This is a genomic window from Curtobacterium sp. Leaf261, from assembly GCF_001422205.1.
Classification (GTDB): Bacteria; Actinomycetota; Actinomycetes; order Actinomycetales; family Microbacteriaceae; genus Curtobacterium.
This window is the reverse complement of sequence record NZ_LMMJ01000009.1, coordinates 453393-476813: the sequence shown is the minus strand read 5'-3', so window position 1 is coordinate 476813 and position 23421 is coordinate 453393. Positions and strand designations below refer to the sequence as shown.

23 protein-coding genes are annotated in these 23421 nt (G+C 72.9%); 8 read left to right on the top strand and 15 right to left on the bottom strand.

From position 1 onward, the window contains the following. Positions 1-52: 52 nt before the first annotated feature. From ASF23_RS13230 to ASF23_RS13210, 5 genes are all read right to left on the bottom strand, one after another. Entirely contained in the window at positions 53-541 is a 489-nt protein-coding gene (locus ASF23_RS13230; protein ID WP_082474135.1) for a MarR family winged helix-turn-helix transcriptional regulator, read from the bottom strand. 88 nt (positions 542-629) lie between these two features. Then, positions 630-1280, bottom strand: coding sequence for a GntR family transcriptional regulator (locus ASF23_RS13225; protein WP_055954289.1), 651 nt, complete (start codon positions 1278-1280; stop codon positions 630-632). Positions 1281-1390: 110 nt separating this feature from the next. Then, positions 1391-1849 (bottom strand): DUF1810 domain-containing protein, encoded by a 459-nt coding sequence (locus tag ASF23_RS13220; RefSeq protein WP_235510888.1) that lies wholly within the window; start codon positions 1847-1849, stop codon positions 1391-1393. After that, on the bottom strand, positions 1846-2241 hold the full coding sequence (locus tag ASF23_RS13215) for a DoxX family protein (protein ID WP_055954284.1): 396 nt from the start codon (positions 2239-2241) through the stop codon (positions 1846-1848). Before ASF23_RS13215 ends, ASF23_RS13220 begins: the two co-directional genes overlap by 4 nt. A 61-nt stretch (positions 2242-2302) precedes the next feature. Next, on the bottom strand, positions 2303-3694 hold the full coding sequence (locus ASF23_RS13210) for a bifunctional phosphopantothenoylcysteine decarboxylase/phosphopantothenate synthase (protein ID WP_055954280.1): 1392 nt from the start codon (positions 3692-3694) through the stop codon (positions 2303-2305). Positions 3695-3877: 183 nt separating this feature from the next. Here ASF23_RS13210 and ASF23_RS13205 point away from each other — a divergent pair, with 183 nt between their 5' ends. The 5 genes from ASF23_RS13205 to ASF23_RS13185 all read left to right on the top strand — a co-directional run bounded on the left by ASF23_RS13205 (position 3878) and on the right by ASF23_RS13185 (position 8408). Continuing rightward, a complete protein-coding gene (locus tag ASF23_RS13205) occupies positions 3878-4720 on the top strand; it encodes an NRDE family protein (RefSeq protein ID WP_082474160.1) in 843 nt (280 codons plus the stop codon). Positions 4721-4723: 3 nt separating this feature from the next. After that, positions 4724-5515 (top strand): hypothetical protein, encoded by a 792-nt coding sequence (locus ASF23_RS13200; RefSeq protein WP_055954274.1) that lies wholly within the window; start codon positions 4724-4726, stop codon positions 5513-5515. A 64-nt stretch (positions 5516-5579) separates the two neighbouring features. Beyond that, positions 5580-6719 (top strand): LLM class flavin-dependent oxidoreductase, encoded by a 1140-nt coding sequence (locus ASF23_RS13195; RefSeq protein ID WP_082474133.1) that lies wholly within the window; start codon positions 5580-5582, stop codon positions 6717-6719. Between the two features lie 305 nt (positions 6720-7024). Beyond that, positions 7025-7675 carry a hypothetical protein gene (locus tag ASF23_RS13190; protein ID WP_055954272.1) on the top strand — a complete coding sequence of 217 codons (651 nt, stop codon included), beginning with the start codon at positions 7025-7027 and terminating at the stop codon, positions 7673-7675. Positions 7676-7919: 244 nt separating this feature from the next. Next, positions 7920-8408 (top strand): pyridoxamine 5'-phosphate oxidase family protein, encoded by a 489-nt coding sequence (locus tag ASF23_RS13185; protein ID WP_055954269.1) that lies wholly within the window; start codon positions 7920-7922, stop codon positions 8406-8408. Between the two features lie 176 nt (positions 8409-8584). Here ASF23_RS13185 and ASF23_RS13180 read toward each other — a convergent pair whose 3' ends face one another. Beyond that, complete coding sequence (locus tag ASF23_RS13180) at positions 8585-9925, bottom strand: mannosyltransferase family protein (protein ID WP_055954266.1); 1341 nt, start codon at positions 9923-9925, stop codon at positions 8585-8587. A 215-nt stretch (positions 9926-10140) separates the two neighbouring features. Between ASF23_RS13180 and ASF23_RS13175 the strand changes: the two genes are divergently transcribed. After that, positions 10141-10527, top strand: coding sequence for a RidA family protein (locus tag ASF23_RS13175; protein WP_055954263.1), 387 nt, complete (start codon positions 10141-10143; stop codon positions 10525-10527). A gap of 41 nt (positions 10528-10568) precedes the next feature. On the opposite strand, the gene ASF23_RS13170 is transcribed toward ASF23_RS13175, so the two are convergent. Continuing rightward, positions 10569-11300, bottom strand: coding sequence for an alpha/beta fold hydrolase (locus ASF23_RS13170; protein ID WP_055954260.1), 732 nt, complete (start codon positions 11298-11300; stop codon positions 10569-10571). Between the two features lie 4 nt (positions 11301-11304). After that, on the bottom strand, positions 11305-12645 hold the full coding sequence (locus tag ASF23_RS13165; protein ID WP_055954255.1) for an MFS transporter: 1341 nt from the start codon (positions 12643-12645) through the stop codon (positions 11305-11307). A gap of 121 nt (positions 12646-12766) precedes the next feature. On the opposite strand from ASF23_RS13165, the gene ASF23_RS18390 reads away from it, so the two are divergent. Continuing rightward, positions 12767-14524 carry a helix-turn-helix domain-containing protein gene (locus ASF23_RS18390; RefSeq protein WP_055954252.1) on the top strand — a complete coding sequence of 586 codons (1758 nt, stop codon included), beginning with the start codon at positions 12767-12769 and terminating at the stop codon, positions 14522-14524. An 88-nt stretch (positions 14525-14612) separates the two neighbouring features. Here ASF23_RS18390 and ASF23_RS13155 read toward each other — a convergent pair whose 3' ends face one another. The 6 genes from ASF23_RS13155 to ASF23_RS13130 form a co-directional block, all read right to left on the bottom strand. Continuing rightward, on the bottom strand, positions 14613-16259 hold the full coding sequence (locus ASF23_RS13155; protein ID WP_055954249.1) for an N-acyl-D-amino-acid deacylase family protein: 1647 nt from the start codon (positions 16257-16259) through the stop codon (positions 14613-14615). Beyond that, the gene (locus tag ASF23_RS13150) at positions 16256-16987 is read right to left on the bottom strand and encodes a bifunctional 4-hydroxy-2-oxoglutarate aldolase/2-dehydro-3-deoxy-phosphogluconate aldolase (protein WP_055954245.1); all 732 of its coding nucleotides are present in this window, start codon (positions 16985-16987) and stop codon (positions 16256-16258) included. Before ASF23_RS13150 ends, ASF23_RS13155 begins: the two co-directional genes overlap by 4 nt. Positions 16988-17018: 31 nt before the next feature. Then, a complete protein-coding gene (locus ASF23_RS13145; RefSeq protein ID WP_055954242.1) occupies positions 17019-18029 on the bottom strand; it encodes a sugar kinase in 1011 nt (336 codons plus the stop codon). Beyond that, positions 18026-18883: an IclR family transcriptional regulator gene (locus tag ASF23_RS13140; protein ID WP_055954239.1), complete on the bottom strand. Its 858-nt coding sequence runs from the start codon at positions 18881-18883 to the stop codon at positions 18026-18028. The genes ASF23_RS13145 and ASF23_RS13140 overlap by 4 nt, the downstream gene beginning before the upstream one ends. After that, positions 18883-20154 (bottom strand): alanine racemase, encoded by a 1272-nt coding sequence (locus tag ASF23_RS13135; RefSeq protein WP_055954236.1) that lies wholly within the window; start codon positions 20152-20154, stop codon positions 18883-18885. The genes ASF23_RS13140 and ASF23_RS13135 overlap by 1 nt, the downstream gene beginning before the upstream one ends. A gap of 135 nt (positions 20155-20289) precedes the next feature. Beyond that, positions 20290-21564: an MFS transporter gene (locus tag ASF23_RS13130; RefSeq protein WP_235510887.1), complete on the bottom strand. Its 1275-nt coding sequence runs from the start codon at positions 21562-21564 to the stop codon at positions 20290-20292. 71 nt (positions 21565-21635) lie between these two features. Here ASF23_RS13130 and ASF23_RS13125 point away from each other — a divergent pair, with 71 nt between their 5' ends. After that, positions 21636-23138, top strand: coding sequence for an MFS transporter (locus ASF23_RS13125; protein ID WP_055954230.1), 1503 nt, complete (start codon positions 21636-21638; stop codon positions 23136-23138). A gap of 35 nt (positions 23139-23173) precedes the next feature. Here the strand turns inward: ASF23_RS13125 and ASF23_RS13120 are convergent, their stop codons facing one another. Further along, entirely contained in the window at positions 23174-23386 is a 213-nt protein-coding gene (locus tag ASF23_RS13120) for a hypothetical protein (RefSeq protein WP_055954227.1), read from the bottom strand. Positions 23387-23421: the final 35 nt, after the last annotated feature.

Here is a 23421-nt window from a genome sequence, read left to right as displayed (position 1 = left end):
ATCACTGGCTGGACAGTCCGTGTGCATGGTCTGGCAGAACCGTCAGTCCACCTCAGGACGTGGTGCTGGTCCGCTCGATCCGTGCCACGCGCTCGAGGGCGTCGAGGGCCGCCTCGATCGCGACGACGTCCTCGGGGTCGAGGTCCGCCAGCAGCGCCGCGAGGAGCTCGGCCCGCTCCGCCCGGGCATCTCGGACGGCGATGACGCCGGCGGGGGTCGCACTCACGACGAAGGCGCGTCCATCGGTCGGGTCGTCCGCGCGTTCGACCAACCCGCGGGACTCGAGGTCCACGAGGACCCTCGTCATCGTGGGCTTGGTGACGACCTCGACCCTGGCGATGTCGCTCGGCCGCAGCGGCCCGAGCTGCACGACCGTCGCGAGCGCCGAGAGCAGGCCGGCGCTGAGGGAAGCAGTACCGGTCCGGACACGGCGGTTGATGCGCCCGACCGCGACGGCCAGGCGTGCGGCCGTCGCGGCGCGGTCAGTCTCCGTCTCGGTGGCCGACCTGCGCGGTCGTCCGTCCGCGGTGTCGTCAGTCATGGTGCTCCGTCGGGTCCGGCGTGTGCGTCGTCGCGATGCTACCGCCCCCGCGTGGTCGGCCCCGCCTGACCCCGTCGGGCCGGAGCCCTCAGCCCTTCTCGCCGGGCAGCAGGTGGAGGGACTCGGTCGCGAGTTCGGCCGCGATCGCGTCCTTGGCGATGGTCGCGGCGCGGAGACGACGGAAGTCCGCGAGGATCCCGTCCCAGTCGACGAGCGTGTCGAACTGCGGCAGCCGGAGCCGGAACGCGAGGCCGTCCATGGTGTCCCTGCAGACGCGCTGGAGCGACGGGTTGCCGCACTCCTCGACGTACAGTGCGAACACGGCGAGCGCATCGGTGTTGACGCTCTTGACGTCGTGCGCCTCCATCTCGGTGATCGTCGTGTCGAGCGCGCTGATGATGCGCTTCCGGGATGCGTCGGAGAGGAGCGGCACGGCGAGGCGGACGACGCCACCGAACATGACGCCGAGGGTCTGGAGCGCCTCGACGACCTCGCCGGCGTCCGGCGTCGTCACCCGGGTGTACCGGTTCGGCGCCATCTCGATGAGGCCCGCGCGTGCCAGCTGGCTCAGAGCCTCGCGGATCGGCGTCCGTGAGACACCGAGCCACGCGATGAGCTCGTCGTCGTTGAGTCGCTCCCCGGGCTCCAGCGTGCCGTCCATGATCGCGGCGTGGATCTTGTCGCGAACGGTGTCGCGGAGGAGCTGGTGCTCGGTGGGCTCGCTACGGGGGACAGGCATGTCGATCCTTCGTTTCGGGTACTGCAGTGTCGATGACGATACCTGATATACCCTCCATCTGGCCAGCACCCCACCAGGCGCGCCGAGGGGGGAGCGGCGGTCCGGCGCGTTCAGCCCTCGAGCAGGGCCAGGGTCGCGGAGTCCGCTCCGCCGTCGAACCAGCGCGCGAGCACGGCGCGGAACGATGCCGGGTCGGGCGCGGTCGCCGCGAACAGCGTCATGCAGGAGCGGAGCTTCAGCGCGTCGACGGGGCCGAGCAGGGTGACGACGTCCGGCGACGGCGCGCCGAGGACGGTGTCCGTCGCTCCGAGCAGACGCGGCCCGAGCACGGGATGCGCGAGGTACGCCTCCGCCTCCGCCCGCGACCGGATCGCGTACCGAGCGGCCATCTCGGACGAACCGAGCCCCGCGACCTGCGGGAACACGAACCACATCCAGTGCGACCGCTTCCGGCCGCCCCGGAGTTCGGCCACGGCCCGGTCGTGCACGCCGTCCGCCTGCGCTTCGACGAACCGCTCGAGGTCGAACCCGCCGTCACGCGGGGGCGGGGTGCTCCGAGCGGGGATCACGGGCGCGCGTGCCGACCGACGCCGAGGGCCCATCCGACGAGCGGGAGCTGGAGCGGCAGGCGGAGCAGGGCGATCACGCGCATGGGTCGAGGGGACGACGGGTCGTCGAGCAGGTCGCGCGCCATCGTGAGGTTGGCGGGGAACACGGCGACGAACAGCGCGGCCGCGGCGAGTCCGGCGATCCGGCGCGTCCTGGGGACGGCGAGCCCGACCGCGATGGCGATCTCGGCCGCGCCCGACGCGTAGGTGGTGGCGCGCGCCGGGAGCGCCGCGGGCACGATCCGGTCGAACGTCCGCGGCCGGACCAGGTGCATCACCCCGGAGGCACCGAGGAGCAGTGCGAGTCGTCCGGCGGTGGTGGTGGCGCGTCGCGCGCGTGCTGTTCGTCCCATCGCCCCATCGTGCTCCGTCACGCCGTGGGACGGGCCGACCACGCCGGACCCGGGCCGCCGGCTACGCGAGTGCGGTGGCGACGAGGTCGAGGACGACGTGCGCGACCTCGGCCTTGGAACCGGAGGCCTCACGCACGAGGTCTCCGCCCGGCACGAGGACCTCGATCGCGTTCTCGTCGCGCTCGAAGCCCTTCGACCACCCGACGTGGTTGACGACGAGCATGTCGGCGGGCTTCCTGGCGATCTTCGCGCGACCGAGCTCGAGGCGGGCGAGTCGGTCGGGCTCGGTCTCGGCGGCGAACCCCACGATGAGCTGCCCAGGGCGACGGGCGGCCACCAGCTCGGCGAGCACGTCGGGGTTCCGCACGAGGGTCATGGTGATGGTGTCACCCGCCGACTCCTTCTTGAGCTTGGTGTCGAGGACGTCGACGGGGCGGTAGTCGGCGACCGCGGCCGTCATCACCACGACGTCGGCATCGGCGGCGAGCCCCCGCATCGTCGTCGCGAGTTCCTCGGCGGAGCCGACCGGCACCACGTCGACGGACGACGGCTGTCCGGGTCGGGTCTCGACGGCCGCGAGGACACCGCGCTCGACGTTCGCGCTGACGAGGGTGACCATCGCACCGCGAGCGGAGGCCTCGGCCGCGATCGCGACGCCCTGTCGGCCACTCGACCGGTTCCCGACGTAGCGCACCGGGTCGAACGGCTCACGCGTCCCGCCGGCGCTGATCACGATCCGGGTCCCGGAGAGGTCGCCGCGGCGCGCGTCCGGCGCCGGCCTGTCGGACGGGAGGCCCGTTCCGCGTCCGGCGGGCACGGAACGATCCGGGTCGCCCACCCGGGCACCCGCGGACGCGGCCGGCGGGGCGGACGCGTGCCGTGCCTCCGGGCCGGTGTGCGGTGTGCCGGAGCCGAGGACGTCGAGTGCGGCGGCGACGATGTCGTCGGGTTCGGACATGCGGCCGATGCCGGAGTCCCCGCCGGTCAGCGGCCCGGTCTCGGGCCCGACGAGGTGGACGCCGCGTGACACCAGCGTCGCGACGTTCGCCCGCGTCGCGGGGTGCTCCCACATCTGCGGGTGCATCGCCGGCGCGATGACGACGGGGGCGGTCGTGGCGAGGAGCGTCGTGCCGAGCAGGTCGCTCGCGAGTCCGTTCGCCATCCGTGCCATCGAGTCCGCGGTGGCGGGCGCGATCACCACGAGGTCCGCGCGGCGGCCGAGCGCGACGTGCCGGACCTCGGCGACCTCCTCGAACACACTCGTGGAGACCGGGTTGCGGCTGATCGCCTCGAGCGTCGGGAGCCCGATGAAGCGGAGCGCACCCTCGGTCGGGATCACGTGGACGTCGTGCCCGAGGCCGACGAACGCGCGGATGACACCGACGGCCTTGTACGCCGCGATGCCGCCGGTGATGCCGACGACGATGGTGCGCGATGTGGTGTCGCTCGACACGATGGGCCTCCTTCGACGGGGGAGTACCCCCGTCTGCCCGACGGTACCAGCGCGGATCGTGGCCGGAGGGAGTTCTCCACAGGCAGGCGAGGGTACGGGGGCTCCTGGACGCGGCCCGCGGAATCGTCCACAGGTCGACCCCGGTCGATGCTCCGACGACGTGCGTTCTGCGAGGATCGCAGCATGTGCACCGTCATCGTCCGCGTCGAGCCGGGCGCTCCCTGGCCAGTGACGCTCCTCGCGCTCCGTGACGAGTCTCCGGAACGTCCGTGGGATCCGCCGGGCGCCTGGTGGCCCGAACTCGACCCGGATGTCCGAGGCGTCCACGACCGGTCCGCGGGCGGAGCGTGGCTGGCGGTGTCCGACCGCTCGCGATCGCTCGCGGTCGTGCTCAACCGCGCGGAGCCCGTGCCGGAACCGGCCGGCGGGTGGACCTCGCGGGGTGTGCTGCCCCTCGACGCGGTCGTGTCCGGCACGGTGCCGACGGCCCCGCCCGGGTCGCGGTCGTGCAACCTGGTCCGCGCGGACGCCGACGGGGTCACGGTCACCGCGTGGGACGGCACCGGGGTTGTCACGACCCGGCTCGGACCCGGCGTCCACATGCTCACCGAGACGGCGGCGGACGACGAGGACGTCCCGCGGATCGCACGCTGGCTGCACGCGTTCCGCGCCGTCGCCCCGCCGTCGGACGCGCCGACGGCCGATGCCCTCGAGGGGTTCACCGGGCCGCCGACGACCGCGACCGACCTCGAGCCCGACGCCGCGTGGACGCCGTGGCTCGACGTCCTCAGGCAGAGCACCGGGCTCCGGCCGACGGACCCGGCGGCGATCGTCCGGGACACCACGGGTCCTGCCGGCCGGTTCGCCACGCTGTCGATCGTCGCCGCGGCGGTCGGGCCCGACGGCGCCGTGCTCCGGCACGCTCGGTTCGGTGATCCGGCGCACATCCGGACGGCAGAGGACACCGCCGCGGGAGCCGATGACGTGACACGCATCGACGCGGCGGGCCTCGTCCGCCATGCTTGACCCGTGACGATGTCCAAGGACGAGTTCCGCACCCGATTCGCCTCGGTGCAGGGACGGCTCGAGCTGGGGTACCCCCATGTCGGCGAGGACCAGGCGAGGACGGTCGTCGACGACCAGGGCATGCTCGACGCGACCTACGACGGCTGGGTCCGCGCGCAGGCGGACCAGGCGAACCGGGGTGGGACCGTGAGCGGCACGTCTGCGGACACCTCGTGGCCGCAGGGCCCGGGGCCGTCCGCGCCGCAGTCGCCGATGCAGGGCGGACAGGGCCAGTACGGCGGGCAGCGCCAGTACGGCGGCGGGTACGGCCAGCCGGGCGGACAGGGTCAACCGGGCGGGCAGGGCCAGTACGGCGGCGGGTACGGCCAGCCGGGCGGCCAGGGTCAACCGGACGGGCAGGGCCAGTACGGCGGCGGGTACGGCCAGCCGAGCGGACAGGGTCAACCGGGCGGACAGGGTCAGTACGGCGGGCAGGGCCAGTACGGCGGCGGCTACGGGCAGCCGGGCGGTGCTCGGAACGGTGGTGCGCCGTACCAGGGACGCCAGGTCGTCCCGACCCCGACGCGAGCATTCGTCCTGGCGCTCGTCGGTGTCGTCGCCGGCTGGGTCTTCTGGGGTCTCGGCCTCGCGCTCGGGATCTTCGCCCTCCGCGAGGCGATCGCGCTCCGGTCGCGGGCGATCCCCAAGGGTGCCCCCGGCTCGGCGATGCTCACGGCGGCGTTCGTGCTGTCCATCGTCTCGATCGTCATCGGGGCGCTCGTCCTGATCGGCCGGTTCACGAGCTTCCGGTTCTGACCCGGTCTCCCGGTTCGCCCGTCGCGTTGTATGATCATGCAAACGCATCGATCGGGAGACGAACATGGCCAGTGCATTCGGCAACATCGGCGGGGACGCCTCCGCCTCCGCACACCAGCGCCCCGCGGACGTCCCGCCGGCCGCGCCCGACCGCGTCGGTCCGGTGCAGCTCGGCCTCGACACCTTCGGCGACGTCACGGAGACCGCTGACGGTGGAGTCCTGACCCAGGCGCAGAGCATCAGGAACATCGTCGACCAGGCGGTCCTCGCGGACCAGGTCGGCCTCGACTTCATCGGCGTCGGCGAGCACCACCGCGGTGACTTCGCGGTCAGCGCCCCCGAGGTCGTCCTCGCCGCCATCGCCGCTCGCACCGAGCGCATCCACGTGGGTTCGGCGGTCACGGTCCTCAGCTCCGACGACCCGGTCCGCGTGTACGAGCGCTTCGCCACCGTCGACGCGATCTCGAACGGCCGCGCCGAGGTGGTGCTCGGCCGCGGCTCCTTCACCGAGTCGTTCCCGCTCTTCGGCTACGACCTCGCCGACTACGAGGCGCTCTTCGAGGAGAAGGTCGAGCTCTTCGCCGAGCTCCTCAAGGAGACCCCGGTCACGTGGAACGGCACGAAGCGCGCGGGCCTGACGAACCAGGACGTGTTCCCGAAGACCGAGCACGGCAGCATCCGCACCTGGATCGGCGTGGGCGGATCGCCGCAGTCCGTCATCCGGGCCGCGAGCTACGGCTTCCCGCTCTTCCTCGCGATCATCGGCGGGCAGCCCGCACAGTTCGCCCCGTTCTCCCGGCTCTACCGGCAGGCGCTCGAGCAGTTCGGCCACGAGCAGCAGCCGATCGCGATGCACTCGCCCGGGTTCGTGGCGGAGACCGACGACGAGGCCGCCGAGCTGTTCTTCCCGTACCACAAGGACGTCACCGACCGCCTCGGCCGCGAGCGTGGGTGGCCGCCGTTCGACGTGTCGCAGTACCACGCGGGCCTCAGCGCCGGCGGGTCGCTCTACGTCGGGTCGCCGGAGACCGTCGCGCGGAAGATCGCCCGGAACATGCGGATCCTCGGCGTCACGCGCTTCGACCTGCGGTACAGCACCGGCCGCCTGCCGCACGAGCACATGATGCGCTCGATCGAGCTCTTCGGCACGAGGGTCAAGCCGCTGGTCGAGGAGCTCCTGGCCGAGCCGGTGCCGGTCGCCTGACCTCGCCGGATTCCTCGCTGCGGACGGAGGCGGTCTGCCGGACGTGCGCCGCGCCTCCCGTCCGGAACGGTCTGCGCGACCTGGGTGGTCTGCCGGACGTGCGCCGTGCCTCCCGTCCGGAACGGTGTGCGCGACTCGGGCGGTCTGCCGGACGTGCGCCGCGCCTCCCGTCCGGAACGGGGCATCTGGTCTGGAGGCCCGCAGCGGCCGAACCGGCGATCTCGCGTCGTGCGCGCGGTACGACCGCATGTCGGCGCCGTCCATCTGGACCCGCGTGACCAGCGGGCATGAGTAGCCTCCGCAGGATGGACATCACCCGGAACGGCAGATCGGTGCACGACCAGCGGTTCCGCGGCCGGATCATGGGCGTCGGGACCGCGAGCGGACTCCGGGCCGTCGTCGGGATGTGGCGGGACTCGCCGCTCGGGGCCTTCACCGACGTCTTCCTCGAGCTGCCGGACGGGTCCTCGATGCTGCTCGCGCCGAACGACGCCGTCGCGGAGTTCGTCTCCTCGACCTACCGGTTCGACGAGACGCGCGTGCTCCCGGTCCGGTCCACGATGCTCGCGCACGCCGACCCGCGGGTGCGCGCCGTGATCGACGTCGATGCCGGGCCCCTCCGGCTCAGTGCGGAGGTCGGCGGGATCACGCCGCTCGGGCGACTGCTCCGCATCGTCCCGCGGCGGATCGCGGTGGATCCCCGCTGGCTCGCCGCGATCCACCCCGTCGCACGGCTGATCGTCCCGGGGGCGGGCACGGCCGGCACCGCGGGTGCAGGTCGCCGCGAGTTCTACGGTGTGTACGGCTCGCACGCCGTCCTGGGCGTCACCGGCGCATGGGAGGGTGCCGACGTGGGCGTGCTCGCACCGCTCGATCCGCCGGTGCGCTTCGGGTTCGCGTCGATGCCGGCGCGCCCACAGGTCGTGGACGTCGAGTCGGTCATCCGCGAGGGCTGACGGTCTGCGAGTCCGCCCTGCACCCCTGCGGCGAACCGGAGTCGCACTCCCGCGGCGAACCGGGAGTCGCACTCCCGCGGGGAACCGGGAGTCCCACTTCCGCGGCGAACCGGGAGTTCCCGGGGAAACGGCGGCGCGGGCACACCGGCCCGGGCACACTCTGAGGTCAGATGGCCCCGGGGTCGTCCTGGCCACAGTCCGTTCTGCAGGCCCGACGACGACGGGGTATGACGAAGGGATCATCATGACCGACACCACCGTCGACCCGCGCGCTGCGATCTCGGACATCGTGCACGGCGCCCACACCGCACTGCTGACGACCGTCAACGAGGACGGTTCACTGCACGCCCGACCCCTCGCAGTGCAGGACAAGACCTTCACCGGGACACTGCGGTTCCTCGTGCAGGCCGACAGCGAGAAGGTCGCCGACATCGCCCGGAACGCGCACGTCAACGTCGCGATCGAGTCGCAGGGCGGGTACCTGTCCATCGCCGGCACCGCTGCCGTGACGGAGGACTCGGCGGTCGTGGACGAGCTGTGGTCCCCGTTCGCCGAGGCCTGGTTCCCGGCCGGCCGCGAGGACCCGTCGATCCGCGTGCTGACCGTGACGGGGGAGTCCGTCGAGTACTGGACGCAGGAGGCGGGCAAGATCGGCACCCTCGTGCAGACCGTCAAGGCGGCGTTGACGCACTCCACGCCCGACGTCGGCGGACACGGCACCGTCGAGCTCTGAGCACCGGGCGGGCCTCTGGCCTGCTGAGGCTCGGCCCCGCCAGCCGGGCCCTGTGCCCGTCGAGACGTGCCGAAGTGTCGGGTCCGTTCATGTGACCCGACACTTTGGCACGTCTCGCGCCGCGCGGGGGCCGAGTGCGGACCGAGTCTGGGCTGCGGGACGGGGCCGAGTGCGGACTACGGCGGGCCGAGCAGCCAGAGCACCACGATCAACACCGGCTGGCCCGCGAGTGCCAGCGACACCATCACCCATCGCGACCACGGCCGCGCGACGAGTTCGGGGCTCGCCATGAGCGGGGCCAGCGGCATGAGGAGCCTCGGCGTCGAGGCCATCGGGATCGACACCGCGAAGACGTACAGCGCGTACGCCGCCGAGAACGTCAGCGGCACGAGCCCGAGCTTCCGCGTCGAGCGCCGGCAGAGCCAGACCGAGTAGCCCGCGACGAGCAGGATCACGATCGCGACGCCGCCGAGCCCGAGCCAACGTCCGGCGTTCAGGAACCACGGTGTCAGCGGGACGAAGTCGACGCGGCCGATGAACGCCACCCACCAGGACATCTCGGTCTCGAGGTACGCGTCCGGCCGGCCGGTCGCGTGCGCGGCGATGAGCGGCCAGGCGACACCGGCGAGGGTCATCACGACGCCGGAGACGACCACCACGACGCGCTCCCAGATCGGGAACGACGTCGGCAGCGCCCGGAGGAGCCCGGTCCTCGTGGCGTCACGGGCCACGCCGGAGCGCACATCGTCCGCGGCGACGTCCGACCCGGCCCGTCGGCTCCGGCGGAGTTGCACGTACCGCACGAGCGCGATCGCGGCGAGCGTCAGCGGGATCGCGAGTGCTCCCGGCCTCGTGAACGCGGCGACCACCGTGAGTGCCGTCATCACGAGGTAGCGCTGCCGCTGCATCGCGACGAGCGCACCGAACGTGAGCGCGAGGAACATGCTCTCCGCGTACCCGACCTGCAGCAGGAAGGACAGCGGGCCGACGCAGAAGAAGAACACACCCCACATCGCGGCGGTCGCGCCCGCGCGCGTCCGGACGAGCACGAAGAGCAGGTAGGCGGCGACCAGGCCGGCGATGGTCGCGATGAGCGGCGCGCCGACCTCGAACGTGATCCCGGTCGATGCGGTCAGGGCACGGATGGTGAACGGGAAGGCCGGGAGGAACGCCCACGCGTTCTGCAGGACGTGTCCGGCCGAGTCCACGGGCAGGACCGACGGGTACCCGTGCAGGGAGATGTCCTGGTAGTACTGCCCGTCCCAGCTCGTCAGGAAGGTCAGGAACCCGTGGTCGTTCCCGCGGATCGCGTTCGAGGGCTGTGCCGTCCCGATGAGCGGGTACACGGCGGCGAGCCAGAAGGTGGAGAGGAGGCGTCCCGCGACGAATATCGTCAGGACCGCGGCCCACGCCGGCAGGCTCGTGACCGCGTCGAGCAGGCGCGCGAACGGCGGCTGCACGGCGGCGACGGTCGCGGTGTCCCCACGCCGGACACGTTCCCGGTCGGTGCCGGTCACCGGACTGCAGGCGCGGCGTCGAGGGGGGCACGGGTCACGCGGCCACGATAGACGCGGTTCCTGGGACCGACGCTGGACGCGCCGCCGTGGAGAGCCACTGGGGCAGGGAGCCTGCCCGACCTGGGTTCTGCAGAACGGAACGGATCGCTGTCGAGCCGAGCCGCGCCTCCCGGCCGCCCCGTAGCCTGGACGCTCCACGAACGAGAGGGACAACCGTGCCGAAGACCGCCATCGTCACCGACGCCGCACCGAAGCCTGCGGGGCCGTACAGCCAGGGGATCGTCGCGAACGGGTTCCTCTACACGGCGGGCTTCGGTCCGCAGGACCCGGCGACCGGTGCCGTGGCGGACGACGTCGCGGGGCAGACCGCGCAGGTCCTCGCGAACATCGCAGCCGTCCTCGCCGAACACGGTGCGACCCTCGACGACGTCGTGAAGTCCACGGTGCACCTCGAGCACTCGGACCGCGACTTCGCGACGTTCAACGACGAGTACGCCAAGCACTTCAGCGCGCCGTACCCGGTGCGCACCACCGTGCAGTCGCACCTCGCGAACATCCTCGTCGAGATCGACGTCGTCGCGGTGCTGCCGACGGAGGGCTGAGCGCAGCCACCGACGGAGGGCTGAGCGAAGCCGCAGCGCGGTCAGAGCAGGTCTGCGATCGATGAGAACGTGCGGTCCGGTGCTTCGAGGTGCATGTCGTGGTGGACGCCAGCGACCCGCCTGACGGTCCAGCCGTCCGCCACGAGCCGCTCGGCGAGCTCGTCGGGGAGCACGGCGGGCGAGTCGTCCGACAGGACCACCGCGGACGGCACGGCGGCCGGACCGGGGACGACGGGGGTGAACGCCACCTCGCGGAAGACGCCGACCGCCATCGCGGCATCGAACCGTCCCTCGGCGTCTGTGAGGAGTTCCCGGGTGCGCGGTGGGAACCCGGCCCGCTGCGCGGCGGACTTCCGGGCCTGTGCGAGTGCCGCGACGCCGAGCGTCAGACGGGGGAACGCCCAGAACAGCCGCCCCGCGATCCCGGACGTCGGGAGTGCGAGCTGGAACCCGGGATCGAGGTAGATCGCCCGCTCCGGCCGCAGCCGGTCCACGGCCCGCACGAGCACCGCGCCGCCGAGCGAGTGCCCGACGACGCTGTGCAGGCCGTGCGGGAGCGCCGCACAGAGGTCGTCGGCGAAGTCGTCGAGGCGGTACGACGCTGAGCGGTCGCTCGCGCCGTGCCCGCGGAGGTCGACCGTCGTCACGGTGTAGGCGCCGGTGGCGACCATGAGGTCCACGAGCGGACCCCACGTCGCACCGCTGCCACCGAGGCCGTGCACCAGCCCGACGTGTCGCGGGCCGGTGCCGGTGGTGGTCGTCGCGATGTCCATCGGTTCAGCGCACGGACTTGATCGGGAGCGCCGCGGCCGCGCCGAGGAGCACGAACACGATGCCCGAGACGAACAGCGCCGGGTACCCGCCGGTGACGGAGACGAGTCCGGCCGCGATCGAGGGGCTGAGCGCCTGCGGCAGGGTGGTCGCGAGGCCGAGGATCGCGAGGTCACGGCCCGCGGAGCTCGCACCGGACGCCATCGATGCCGGCAGCACCTCGGTCATCAGCGCGAGGTCGATCGAGATGTACGCGCCGAACCCCAGGCCGAGCAGGAAGCTGTACACGAGGACGCCGGTGGTGGTCGGGAAGGCGAGCGGGACCGCGAGGCCGATCGCCATGACGACGGAGGCCCAGATGATGAACGGCTTGCGACGCCCGAGCCGGTCCGACAGCATGCCGCTCGTCAGCGCGGAGAGGAGAACGCCGATGAGGAGCACGACACCGATCCGGGCCGCGAACGCATTCGACGCAGCATCGCTCAGCCCGATGTAGTCCCGGAGGATGTAGAGCCCGAACGTCTGGGCCCCGTAGAAGCCGATCACCATGAGGAACCGCGCGGCGAAGGCCCAGGCGAAGTCGGGGTGCTTCCGCGGGTCCACCCAGAAGCCACGGAGGAACTGGCCGAGCGACTGGCGCGGGAGCACCGCGTCGCCGCGACTCGACTGCTCGGGGTTCACCACGACGAAGACCACGATGACCACGACGACGAGCGCCGCGAGGACGATGTACGGCAGCGAACCGCTGCCGGCCGACGACCCGGCGATGATCGCTCCGGCGGCGTTGCCCACGGTGATGCCGAGGCCGATGAGTCCGGAGACACCGCCGCGTCGTGCGGGTGGGAACCGGTCCGGGACGAGTGCCGTGGCGGCAGCCTGCAGCGCGTTGAGGCCGAGCTGCACCACCAGCCAGATGATGGCGATCGTGACCACGGACCCCGCGAGGGGGAGACCGACGAGGAAGCCCGCCGCGACGAGTGCCCCGCCGACCATCCACGGGGTCCGGCGACCGAACCGGGACCGAGTGGCGTCGGAGAGCGCGCCGGCGATCGGCTGTGCGAACACGTTGGCCAGGAACGCGACGGTGGTGACGATCGCGAGGTTGCCGATCTTGTGCACGGAGTCGATGTCGGCGACGAGGTTCGGGATGAGGATCCCGAGGCCACCGGAGTTGACCGCGAGGATCGCGAGGTTGACGAGCGCGAGGCCGACTGAGAGCCGACGGAGCCCGCCGGGGCGAACGCCGGATCCGGGGACGTCGAGGTCGACGGCGTGCGGCGCATCGGCTGCGGACGGAGCGCCCGCTGCCGAGCGGTCGTCGATCGTGGGGGGAACAGCATCGTGCATGGGGACTCCTGAGCTGAGGGGCGGCGCTGCCGCTCGGGGATGCTCCACTCTGGATCACCCGGGTTCGCCCGGGCAATGGACGAACCACCTACACTCGGACGATGCAGTGGATGGATCGTCTATGACCACCGAGAACTGGCTCGGGCTGCTCATGGCACAGGCGGACCTCCCGGAGCTGCGGGCACACCGTGCCGCGCTCATCGCCGGAGGAGCGGACGAGGCCCGGGCGGATGCCGATGCCCGTGCTGCGGCGGAGATCGGGCTGATGCTGCAGGATCGCGGGCAGCGGGTCGTCGAGCTGGCGGCGCTCAACGACATCGCCGGGCGGCTCGCCACCGTCTCGGACCCGACCGAACTGCTCGTCGAGGTGGCCGACCAGGGACGCCGGCTCCTCGGTGTCGACCTCACCTACGTCGCGCTCGTGCACGACGACGACCTGGAGATCCAGGTCGCCAGCGGGGACCGGTCAGCACGCCTCGTCGGGACGCGGGTCCCGCGGACCGCCGGACTCGCGGGGAGCGTCGTCATGTCCGGCGCGGCGCGGTGGACATCCGACTACCGGACGGACCCCGACCTGGTGCACGAACCGGGTGCCGATCGTGCCGCCGCGGCCGAGTCGATCCGCGGCCTGCTCGGTGTGCCACTGGCGGTCCGCGGCCGGGTCCTCGGTGTGCTGCTCGCCGCGAAGCGGGAGGAACGGCGCTTCGACGAGCACGAGATCAGTCTGCTGACCGGGTTGGCCGCGCACGCGGCCGTCGCGATCGACAACGCCAACACGGCCCACGAGCTCCGTGATGCGAAGCGCGGACTCGAGACGACCCTGCGCCTCGACGCGGAGCTGACCCGCGCGGTGCTCGACGGCGGCGACCCGGAATCGCTCGTCGAACGGGTGCGGTCGATGACGGACGTCGCGGTGCGCTGGGTCGCGCATCCGGGTGACGGATCGCTCGGCAGCGCGCTCGTCGACCTGGCACGCGACGGCGTGACCGACCACGTCCGGGTCGGGGGGAGCGTCGTGCAGCCGGTGGCCGCGGCGGGGCAGCTCTTCGGGGCGCTCGTGGTCGACGAGGACGCTCCGCCAGCGGCCGCGCTGCTGCTGCTCGAGCGAGCCGCCCCGCTGATCGCGCTGACGCTGGTCGGCGCCAGGGCCACCGCGCGGGCGGTCCAGCTCGACCGGGACATCGCCACGATCGACCTCCTGAGCCGCGCGGAACCCGACCCCACCGCGGAGCGACGTCGGTGGTGGGGCGCCGGGCTCGACCCACGGCGTGCCCACGTCGTGGTGGTGGTCGGCGGGGACACCGGTCACGCTCGTCGGTTCGTCGAGGGACTGCTGCTCGGCGACCGGGTCGCGACCGCCGTGCACCACGACCAGTTCGTGCTGGTGGCACCGGCGGACCTCGACGTGGAGTCGCGGTGGCACGGACCGGACGCGCCGGTCGCGGGGCTGGCCGGACCGGTCGTCGAACCCGCCGAGCTGCGGGGCGCCCACGCCGAGGCGAGTCGGACGGCCCGTGCGATGACGGCACTCGGACACACGCGGGTGCTCGCCAGGGCTGCCGATCTCGGGGTGTTCGCGGTGCTCCTCAGCCGGACCGGACGTCGGGAGCTGCAGCAGCAGACGATGCGAGAACTCGGTCCGGTCCTCGCCGAGGAGCAGGCCAGGGGTGTGCCGCTCGTCGAGACGCTCGATGTCTTCCTCGACCACGGGCGACGTCCGACCGCCACCGCGGCGGCACTCCGGGTCCACGTGAACACCGTCTACCAGCGACTGACGACGCTCGACCGGTTGCTCGGGCACGGGTGGCGCGAGCGGTCGTTGGAGCTGCAGGTGCTGCTGCGGTTGCGGCGGGCGGCGAGCGAACTCGACGACGTCTGAGTCGGACTGGAGGCACGCCCCGGGCTGGGCGGGGACGTCGGCCTGAGTGGGCGCTCCCGCCCCGGTGCGCGTGCACAGCGGTTCCTGATCAGTGGCGGCGGACACCTCGTCCGGCCCGTATCCCCGTCAGTGCGCCGTCCGCGAGCACCCGGTGCCCGGCCACGACGACGTCGTCGATGCCGACCGCGAGCTGCATCGGGTCCTCGTAGGTCGATCGCGCCGCGACCGTCGCCGGGTCCACCACGGCGAGGTCGGCGACCGCTCCGACGGCAACCACGCCCCGGCCTCCGAGCCGGTGGGCCTCGACCGCGTTCGTCGAGCAGTGTCGGATCGTGTCGGCCCAGGTGAGCAGCCCCGCGCGCGCGAAGTCCCCGAGGTACTTCGCGAAGGTCCCGTAGGCACGCGGGTGCGGGTGGCTGCCGACGAAGATGCCGTCGGACCCGGCCATGTGCCCTGGCAGCCGGTACAGCGGTGCGAGCTCGTCGGGGGTCCTCGGGTGCGGCACGCGCATGATCGCGGTGACCTGGAGACCGGACTCGACGAGCAGGTCGATGGCGAGCGATGCGGGGTCGGTGCCGTGGTCGGTGGCTGCATCGGCGAGCGTGACGCCCTGGTACCGGTGGAACCCGGCCCCCGGGACGTGCGACAGCGTGATCTGCGACGCCCAGGAGTCACCGAGGTCGGCGCGTGCGGTCACCCGTGCGACGACGGCGGCGTGCACGGCGGCACGACCCCCGTCGGTGCTGGTCGCCCGCGCCAGGTCGTCCGTGCCCGGGACGGCGAGGTCCGGCGGGAGCACGAGCATCGACAGGATGGTGCAGCCGCGGGAGTACGGGTACGCGTCGAAGGTCATCGGTGCACCGGCGGCCGCGAGTTCGGCGAGTGCCGTCCGCGCGGTGTCGACGGGGGCGTGCAGGTGCGAGACGTGGGCGCGGACCCCGGACGCGGCGATGATCACGGCGATCTCGTCGAGGCCCGCCCTGGCGTTCGCCTCGTACCCGCCGCGCATGTGGGTGACGTAGAGACCGTCGACCGCTGCGACCTCACGACAGAGCGCGCCGATCTCGGACGCGTCCGCGAAGAGCCCCGGGACGTAGTCGAGACCGGTCGCGAGGCCGACGGCCCCGGCGGCGAGTTCCGCACGGACCAGCCCGCGCATCGCGTCGATCTCGTCCGGGGACGCAGGTCGTGGATCGTTCCCCATCACCTCGTGCCGCACGGTGCCGGCCGGGACGAGCGTCGCGACGTTGACCGCGCTCGTCCCGTCGGCGTGCGCGAGCAGCTCCTCGACGCCGCCGCCGGTGTAGGTGGGGTGCGGGCCGTCGATCGCCGCGAAGTACCCGGACGCGTAGGACCCGTCGCCCGGAGCGGGGGACACCCCGTCCTGCCCGGAGACGATCGTCGTGACGCCCTGCCGGAGGAGGGCGAGCTGGATCTGGGGCTCGGTGACGAGCGACCCGGCATGGGAGTGCGCGTCGACGAAGCCCGGCATGACGACCCGGGCGGCGCAGTCGATCGTCCGGACACCGCCCGGGACGGGGAGGTCCGCTCCGACCGCGGTGATCCGACCGTGCTCGACGAGGACGTCAGCTCGTTCGAACGGAGACCGGCCCTGCGTGGCGGACCCGCCGTGCAGGGCGGACAGATCGCGCGGGGCGGACCCGTCGCGTGCGACGACCGAGCCGCCGCGCAGGAGGACGGACCCGCCGTCCTCGTGGATGTCCGACCCGGTCACCGGTCGACCGGTGCGCTACGGGGGAGCCCGGCCACGAGACGCCGTGCCCGGTGCGCGAGGGCCGCCATGTCCCCGCTCGTCAGGGCATCCCCGACCAGCGGGGAACCGAGGCCGACGGCGATCGCACCGGCGGCCAGGTAGTCGGCGGCGTTCTCGACGCCGATGCCCCCGGTGGGGATCAGCTGCACGAAGTCGAGCGGGGCCAGCACCTGCCTGAGGTACGCCGGCCCGCCGAGCTGGGCGACCGGGAACACCTTGACCGCGGTCGCCCCGAGGCGCCACGCGGTGAGGATCTCGGTCGGGGTCGCAGCCCCCGGGTACCAGGAGAGTCCGAGCTCTGCCGCGCGGGCTCCGATCGCCGGGTCCAGGTGCGGGCTCACGGCGAACGTCGCCCCGGCGGCAGCGGCCTCCTCGAGCTGCGCGACGTCGAGCACCGTGCCGACCCCGACCGAGGCCCGAGGTACGACGTCCGCAGACGAGGACCCGCGCCTGGACATGGACCCGGCGCCGGCGTCGGCGTCGGCGTCGGCCGACGCGTACGCCTCCGCCGCCCAGCGGATGCCGTCCTGCCAGCCCGGGGTGTTCGTCGTGATCTCGATGCCGAGCACCCCCGCCTCGACGAGTGTCGCGGTGGCGCGTTCGACGTGCCGGCCGTTCCCACCGCGGAGGATCGCGATGGTCGTCCCCCCGGTGTGCGGACGACGTGCGGGGGTGGTCGAGCCGGTCATGGTGTGGTCCTCTCGGAACGGGAGCGGGTGGTCATCGATCGACCCGGTCGTGCACGGCGTCGTCGGTCCCCGGGAGTCCGCCCCCGAGTGCTGCGCGCGTCGGCAGGCTGTGCCAGTCGCCGTCGACCGTGCAGGCGAGCGCCCCTGCCTCCGCGGCGAGGTCGAGCGCGGTGACGGGCCCCTCGCCCGCGAGCCGTGCCGCGAGGAAGGCCGCCACGAAGGCGTCGCCGGCACCGACGGGGTCGACGACCCGGACCGGTGTCGCCGCGCGTCGGAACACCCGTCCGTCGACGGCCGCGACGGCTCCGCGCGAGCCGAGCTTGACGACCGCCCGGCCGTGGGCGAGGTCGGCGAGCCGGAGCGCGAGGTCCTCCTCGTCGTCCGGACGCTCCGGACGGTCGAGCACGAGCCGGGCCTCGTCGTCACCCGCGAAGACGATGGACGACCGCCGGGCGACCTCCTGGTACCGGGCCCGTCCGCGGGCGGCGTCGATGAGCTTCGGCCGGTGGTTCACGTCGAAGGACACCCGGACACCCGCCGACTCCGCCCGGGCGAGCGCGTCGAGCACCGTCTCGTGCGCGCTGTCGGAGAGTGCGGACGTGATGCCGGTGAGGTGCAGCAGCAGGGATCGCTCGATGAGGCTCGCCGGGACGTCCGCGGGTCGGAGGGCTGAGCCGGCGCTGCCCCGGCGGTGGTAGGTCACACGGGTGCGGCCGTCGGCGAGGCGTTCCTTCATCATGAGCCCCGTGGACCGGTCCGGGTCGGTCGTTGCGGTCGCCGTGACGCCCTCGCCCCGGATGTCGCGGAGCACGCGGTCACCAGCGGGGTCCGCCCCGACGCGGCCGACCCACGTCACGGGGACACCGAGCCTGGCGAGTGCGATCGCGGTGTTGCTCTCGGCGCCGCCCGTGTCCACCCGCATCGCGTCGAGGTCACTGACGCTCCCGGCGCCGTGGCCGACGAGGAGCACCATCGTCTCGCCGAGCGTGACGACGCCGGAACGCCCGGCCCCCTCGGAACGCCCGGCCCCCTCGGTGCTCATCGTTGTCCACGGGCGAGCAGGAGCCGGGCGGCCTCGGAGCCGAGTGCGACCGAGATCTCGAGCGCCATCCGGACGACCTCGTCGCCGAGCTCGCGGACCGCGGGCACGGTGAGACGCGTCGTCAGCCCGGAGATGCTCATGGCGCCGACGACCTGGTTCGCGTGGCCGAGGATCGGTGCTCCGACGCAGCGGATGTCCGGCTCGTTCTCGCGGTCGTCGATGCCGTACCCGCGGTCGTGCGTCCGCGCGACCTCGTGGCGCCAGGCGTCGTCGTCGACGATCGTGTGCGCGGTCGCGGCAGGGACCGGCGTGGCGAGCACCCGCGTCATCAGGTCGGGGTCGCCGAACGCCACGATCGCCTTGCCCGACGCGGTGTTCCGCATCGGGAGCCGGTTGCCGACGCGCGAGCCCATCCGGACGGTCCCGCGGGTCTCGACCTTGTCGACGTAGACGATGTCCGTCCCGTCGGGCACGACGAGGTGGCAGGTCAATCCGGTCTGCTCGGCGGCGCGCCGGAGGAACGGCCCCGCGGCGGTCCGCAGGTCGATGCCCTCGAGGTACGACTGGCCGAGCAGCTGCGACCCGAGCCCGAGCGTGAACCCGCTCTCCTCGGTCCGCCGGAGCAGTTCGTTCTCGAGCATCGGGGCGGTCAGACGGAGCACGGTCGACTTGCTCGTGCCGAGTGCGGTGGCGAGGGTCGTCAGGCTCGTCGACGCGGTCCCGTTGCGGGTGGCATCGGCGACGAGGTCGAGGATGCGCAACCCGCGTCGCAGTGACAGCGCGGCGTTCCGCTGGGTGGCGACCACGGCCTCCAGTCCGTCGTCGGACGCGACCGGCTCGACGGCGCTCCCCATCAGAACCACGTCGCGATGCTGTCGACGACGACGTCCGCGTCGTCGATCACGTGGATCGTCCGCCACTTGTCGAACGCGGTGCACGGGTGCGAGATGCCGAACACGACCACGTCGCCCGGGGTGATCTCGACGCCGTCCGTGACCGACAGGTAGGCGTGCTGGTCGTCCATCCGTGTCACGGTCAGCGACCCCGTGGCCACGTCGGCCTGCGGGGCGTCGGCACCGCCCCCTGGGACGTGTCGTCGGACGACGGGCAGTCCCTCGTCGAACGGGGCGTCCCGTTTGCCGACCGCGGCGAGCGCGAGGCCGGGCTCCGGGGTCGACGTGACGCGGCCCCAGACCTCGATCGCGGCGCGGAGCGAACCCTGTTCCGGGATGCGGTGGAACGGTGTCTTGTGCTCGTAGGTGCCGTCGTCGTGGGTCAGGTACGCACCGGACCGGAGGACCACGTCGAGGTCGGTCGGTCGGTCGGCCAGGGCATCTGCGACCGCGTCGAAGTACGCGCTCCCGCCCATGCTGAGGATCGAGCGGTCGGTGGCCATGAGTCCGGACGACCGGAAGGACGCCGCGATCGCGAGGACCTGGGTGACGTACGCGCGCGCAGTGTCGACGTCGGGGAGCCCGCCCTCGTAGCCGGAGACGCCACGGAGGACGAGCCCGGGCGCTGCCGCGGCGGCACGACCGACCTCGAGTGCGGTCTCGGCGCCCCGCACGCCCGTGCGGCCGCCGATGAACCCGATCTCCACGAGCATCGGGAGCGAGCCGCCCACCGCGGTCGCCGCCACCGACGCCGCCTCGACCCCGGCGAGGGAGTCGACGTAGCAGAGCACGTCCGCGCCGTCGTCGGGCGAGCGCGACGCGAGCCACGCCAGTCCGGCGGGGTCGAGCACCTCGTTCGCGAGGAGCACGTGCCGGATGCCGTGCTCCCACGCCACCATCGCCTGCTGCACCGATGCCACCGTCACACCCCACGCACCGGCCTCGATCTGCCGTGCAGCGAGGGCCGGAGCCATGTGGGTCTTCATGTGCGGGGCGAACACCAGGCCGTGCTGCTCGACGAACGCCTGCATGACGGCGATGTTCCCGGCGATCGCGGACTCGCGGAGGGTCATCACGGGCAGGTGTGCGCCCGCCCCCAGCACGTGGTGGCGCGTGTCCGTGCCGGGGGACCAGGCACCCTTCGCCACGACGGTGGCCGGGACGGCGGCCGGTGCGTCGGCCGGTACCGCAGCACGTGACCGCGCTCCGGATGCGATGCGTTCGTCCGACATCGGACCTCCTCGTCTCGTCACGCGCCGGTGCGATGCGGACCGCCTCCGGTCTGGAGGCCGTGCCCCCCACGCTCGCGGACCGCACCTCCCACGCACAACAGCCGCGACCGCCCCATTCTGCACCGCAGAACGCGGTCACCGCCGGACTGCGCCCCACACCCCCGCCACGACGCACAGCACCACGACCATGCCGACGACCCCGCTCCACCCGATCCCCACGAACGCGAGCCCGCCGAGGAACCCGAAGACACTCGATCCCGCGTAGTACCAGAAGTTGTAGAGCGACGTCGACTGGGCCCGGTCCGCCTCCGCCCGCGCCCCGGACCACCCGGACGCGATCGAGTGCGCCCCGAAGAACCCCGCCGTCATCACCACGAGCCCGACGACCACGACGACGAGCGACGTCGACAGGGTGACGAGCGCGCCGACCACCATCACCGCCGTCGACGCGAGCATGATCCGCCGCCGCCCGACCCGGTCCGCGAGCCCGCCGGCCGCACGCGACGACACCGTGCCCGCCAGGTACGCCAGGAAGAGCAGGCTCGCGAGGGCCGCCGGCATCGCGAACGGGGGTGCCTCGAGGCGGAACGCGAGGTAGTTGTACATCGCCACGAACCCGCCCATCAACAGGAACCCCTGTGCGTAGAGCACGAGCAGGCTGGGCGTCCGGAGGTGCCGCCCGACCGCACCGACGACCCGACGGACCGACACCGGCCGAGCCCGGAACCCGCGGGGCTCCGGGGCGACCAGGAAGAACAGCACGGCCGCGACCGTGGCGAGGACCGCGACCGAGAACGTGCCGACGCGCCAGCCGGCGACGTCCGCCACGGGGCCCGCGACGAGCCGTCCGAGCAGCCCACCGATGGTCGTCCCGGAGACGTACGTCCCGGCGGCGAGGGCGGCGTGGCGCGCCCGGACCTCCTCGCCGAGGTAGGTCACGGCGATCGCGGGGACACCGCCGAGCGCGATCCCCTCGAGCACGCGGACGACCATGAGCACCGGGAAGCTCGGGCTCCACGGCATGAGGAGTCCGAGCACCGCGGCCGCGACGAGGGCGATCCGCATGGCGCGCACCCGCCCGATCCGGTCCGCGACGATCGACCACGGCAGGACCGCGAGCGCCAGGCCGATGGTCGCCGCGGAGATCGTGAGGCTCGACCGGGAGGCATCGACGTGCAGGTCCGTCGCGAGCGCCGGCAGGATCCCCTGCGGCGAGTACAGCTGCGCGAACGTCGCGATGCCGGCTCCGAGGAGCGCGACGAGGATCCGTCGGTACTCGCGACTCCCGCGGTCGTGCCCGACCCAGTCCGAGGGCTCGGCAGCCTCGGAGGCCGGGTCGGGAGCACCCCCGGTCCGGCCGGGAGGCACGGTGCGCGCCCGCCGCGCGCGTCCCGTCGGTCCCGTTCCCACGTCCGCAACGCTACGCGCGGGGCGGACGGCTGCGTGCCTCCCGTCCGTCGGCGCGCTAGCGTTCTGCTGACATGAGCGACAGCGCGGAACGGACCCGGCGGGTCGGACGGGGGACGGCCGTGGCCGTCCTGGTCGCCGGCACGTACTTCATGGAGCTCCTCGACGGAACGATCGTCGCGACGGCGGCGCCGGCGATGGGCCGCGACCTCGGCGTCGACTCGGCCGCGATCGGGGTGGCCATCACCGCGTACCTCGTGACGCTCGCCGTGCTCATCCCGGTCAGCGGGTGGCTCACCGACCGCATCGGGTCGAGGACGGTGTTCGTCGGAGCGATCGTCGTCTTCACGGTCACCTCGGGACTCTGCGCCGCGTCAGGGTCCCTGGTCGAGCTGACCGGCTGGCGGATCCTGCAGGGGGTCGGCGGTGCGCTCATGGTGCCGGTGGGGCGGCTCGTGGTGCTACGAGGTGCCGGTCGGGCGAACCTGGTGACCGCGATCGCGATCCTCACCTGGCCGGCGCTCGCGGCCCCGGTCGTCGCGCCGTTCATCGGCGGCGTGCTCGTCGACGCACTCTCGTGGCACTGGATCTTCCTGATCAACCTGCCGCTCGGGGTGGTCGCGGTCGTCGCGGCGGTGCTGCTCGTGCCGCAGGAGCGCGCGCCCGAACGCATCCCGTTCGACTGGATCGGGTCGCTCCTGGCGTGCGTCGGACTCGGCGCGCTCGTCGTGATGGCCGCACTGCTCTCGCTCGACGTCGTCCCCGTGCTCCCGGCCGTCGTGGCGGGCGTCCTCGGCGCGGTCTGCTGCTGGCTCGGGGTCCGACACTTCCGTCGCGCCGCGCACCCGATCCTCGGGTTGTCCGCGTTCCGCCTCGAGACCTTCCGGGTGTCCCACGCCGGGGGCTCGCTGTTCCGGCTCGCGGTGAACGGTGTCCCGTTCGTGCTGCCACTGCTGTTCCAGGACGCCTGGGGGTGGTCGGCGGTGCAGGCGGGCTCCGCGGTGCTGTTCGTGTTCGTCGGCAACCTCGGCATCAAGCCCGCGACGACGCCGTTCCTCCGGCTGTTCGGCTACCGGTGGGTGATCATCGTGTCGAGCGGGGTGGCGGCCGTCAGCGTCGCGCTCATGGCACTCCTGACGCCCTCGACCCCGTTCTGGGTCATCGCCACACTGCTCGTCGTCTCGGGTGCCGCGCGGTCCGTCGGGTTCACCGCCTACAACACGATCGCGTTCGCCGACGTCGAGCAGGCGGAGATGACACCCGCGAACACCCTGTCGTCGACGCTGCAGCAGACCGCTGCAGGGTTCGGGGTGGCCCTCGCCGCGGTGGTCCTCCGGGCCGCGGCGCCGCTCGGTGGAGCGGTCGGAGCGGTCGGACCGGACGGCACGGTCGGCCCGGATGGCGGCGGGGCCGGAGCAGGCGTGCCGTACGCGGTGACCTTCTCCGTCCTGGCCGCGCTGATCCTCGTGGCCTGCGTCGAGGGGTTCCTGCTCGACCCGGCAGCAGGCGAGGGCATCCGTCCGGTCCGGAGGCGGGTCCGCGACGCAGCGGCCGCGGGTGTCGGTACGGACGACTGACCGTACCGTCGACACCCTCGGCCGCTGGTCGTGGGCTACTTCGCGGGGCTCCCGGAGTCGACGTCGTCTCCGAGGTCGGCGTGGTCGTTCGTGCCCCTGATGCCCTCGGGGAGGTCGTCGCCCGACGCCTCGCGCTGGTCGCCCTCCTGCTCCTGCACGACGTCGCTGTCGGGCCGCTCGGTGTCGGGCTGCTCGGGTGGTGCGGACTGGGTGGTCTCTTCTGCCGGATCCGGCTGGCTGTAGCTCATGCGGAGGACGGTAGGCACCCCGGGACACGGCGGTC

What these genes read in the sequence shown, in the direction of transcription:
- ASF23_RS13230 (WP_082474135.1), bottom strand. Translation starts at nt 541, where the DNA reads ATGACTGACGACACCGCGGACGGACGACCGCGCAGGTCGGCCACCGAG.
- ASF23_RS13225 (WP_055954289.1), bottom strand. Translation starts at nt 1,280, where the DNA reads ATGCCTGTCCCCCGTAGCGAGCCCACCGAGCACCAGCTCCTCCGCGAC.
- ASF23_RS13215 (WP_055954284.1), bottom strand. Translation starts at nt 2,241, where the DNA reads ATGGGACGAACAGCACGCGCGCGACGCGCCACCACCACCGCCGGACGA.
- ASF23_RS13205 (WP_082474160.1), top strand. Translation starts at nt 3,878, where the DNA reads ATGTGCACCGTCATCGTCCGCGTCGAGCCGGGCGCTCCCTGGCCAGTG.
- ASF23_RS13195 (WP_082474133.1), top strand. Translation starts at nt 5,580, where the DNA reads ATGGCCAGTGCATTCGGCAACATCGGCGGGGACGCCTCCGCCTCCGCA.
- ASF23_RS13190 (WP_055954272.1), top strand. Translation starts at nt 7,025, where the DNA reads ATGGACATCACCCGGAACGGCAGATCGGTGCACGACCAGCGGTTCCGC.
- ASF23_RS13185 (WP_055954269.1), top strand. Translation starts at nt 7,920, where the DNA reads ATGACCGACACCACCGTCGACCCGCGCGCTGCGATCTCGGACATCGTG.
- ASF23_RS13170 (WP_055954260.1), bottom strand. Translation starts at nt 11,300, where the DNA reads ATGGACATCGCGACGACCACCACCGGCACCGGCCCGCGACACGTCGGG.
- ASF23_RS13165 (WP_055954255.1), bottom strand. Translation starts at nt 12,645, where the DNA reads ATGCACGATGCTGTTCCCCCCACGATCGACGACCGCTCGGCAGCGGGC.
- ASF23_RS18390 (WP_055954252.1), top strand. Translation starts at nt 12,767, where the DNA reads ATGACCACCGAGAACTGGCTCGGGCTGCTCATGGCACAGGCGGACCTC.
- ASF23_RS13150 (WP_055954245.1), bottom strand. Translation starts at nt 16,987, where the DNA reads ATGACCGGCTCGACCACCCCCGCACGTCGTCCGCACACCGGGGGGACG.
- ASF23_RS13145 (WP_055954242.1), bottom strand. Translation starts at nt 18,029, where the DNA reads ATGAGCACCGAGGGGGCCGGGCGTTCCGAGGGGGCCGGGCGTTCCGGC.
- ASF23_RS13140 (WP_055954239.1), bottom strand. Translation starts at nt 18,883, where the DNA reads ATGGGGAGCGCCGTCGAGCCGGTCGCGTCCGACGACGGACTGGAGGCC.
- ASF23_RS13135 (WP_055954236.1), bottom strand. Translation starts at nt 20,154, where the DNA reads ATGTCGGACGAACGCATCGCATCCGGAGCGCGGTCACGTGCTGCGGTA.
- ASF23_RS13125 (WP_055954230.1), top strand. Translation starts at nt 21,636, where the DNA reads ATGAGCGACAGCGCGGAACGGACCCGGCGGGTCGGACGGGGGACGGCC.
- ASF23_RS13120 (WP_055954227.1), bottom strand. Translation starts at nt 23,386, where the DNA reads ATGAGCTACAGCCAGCCGGATCCGGCAGAAGAGACCACCCAGTCCGCA.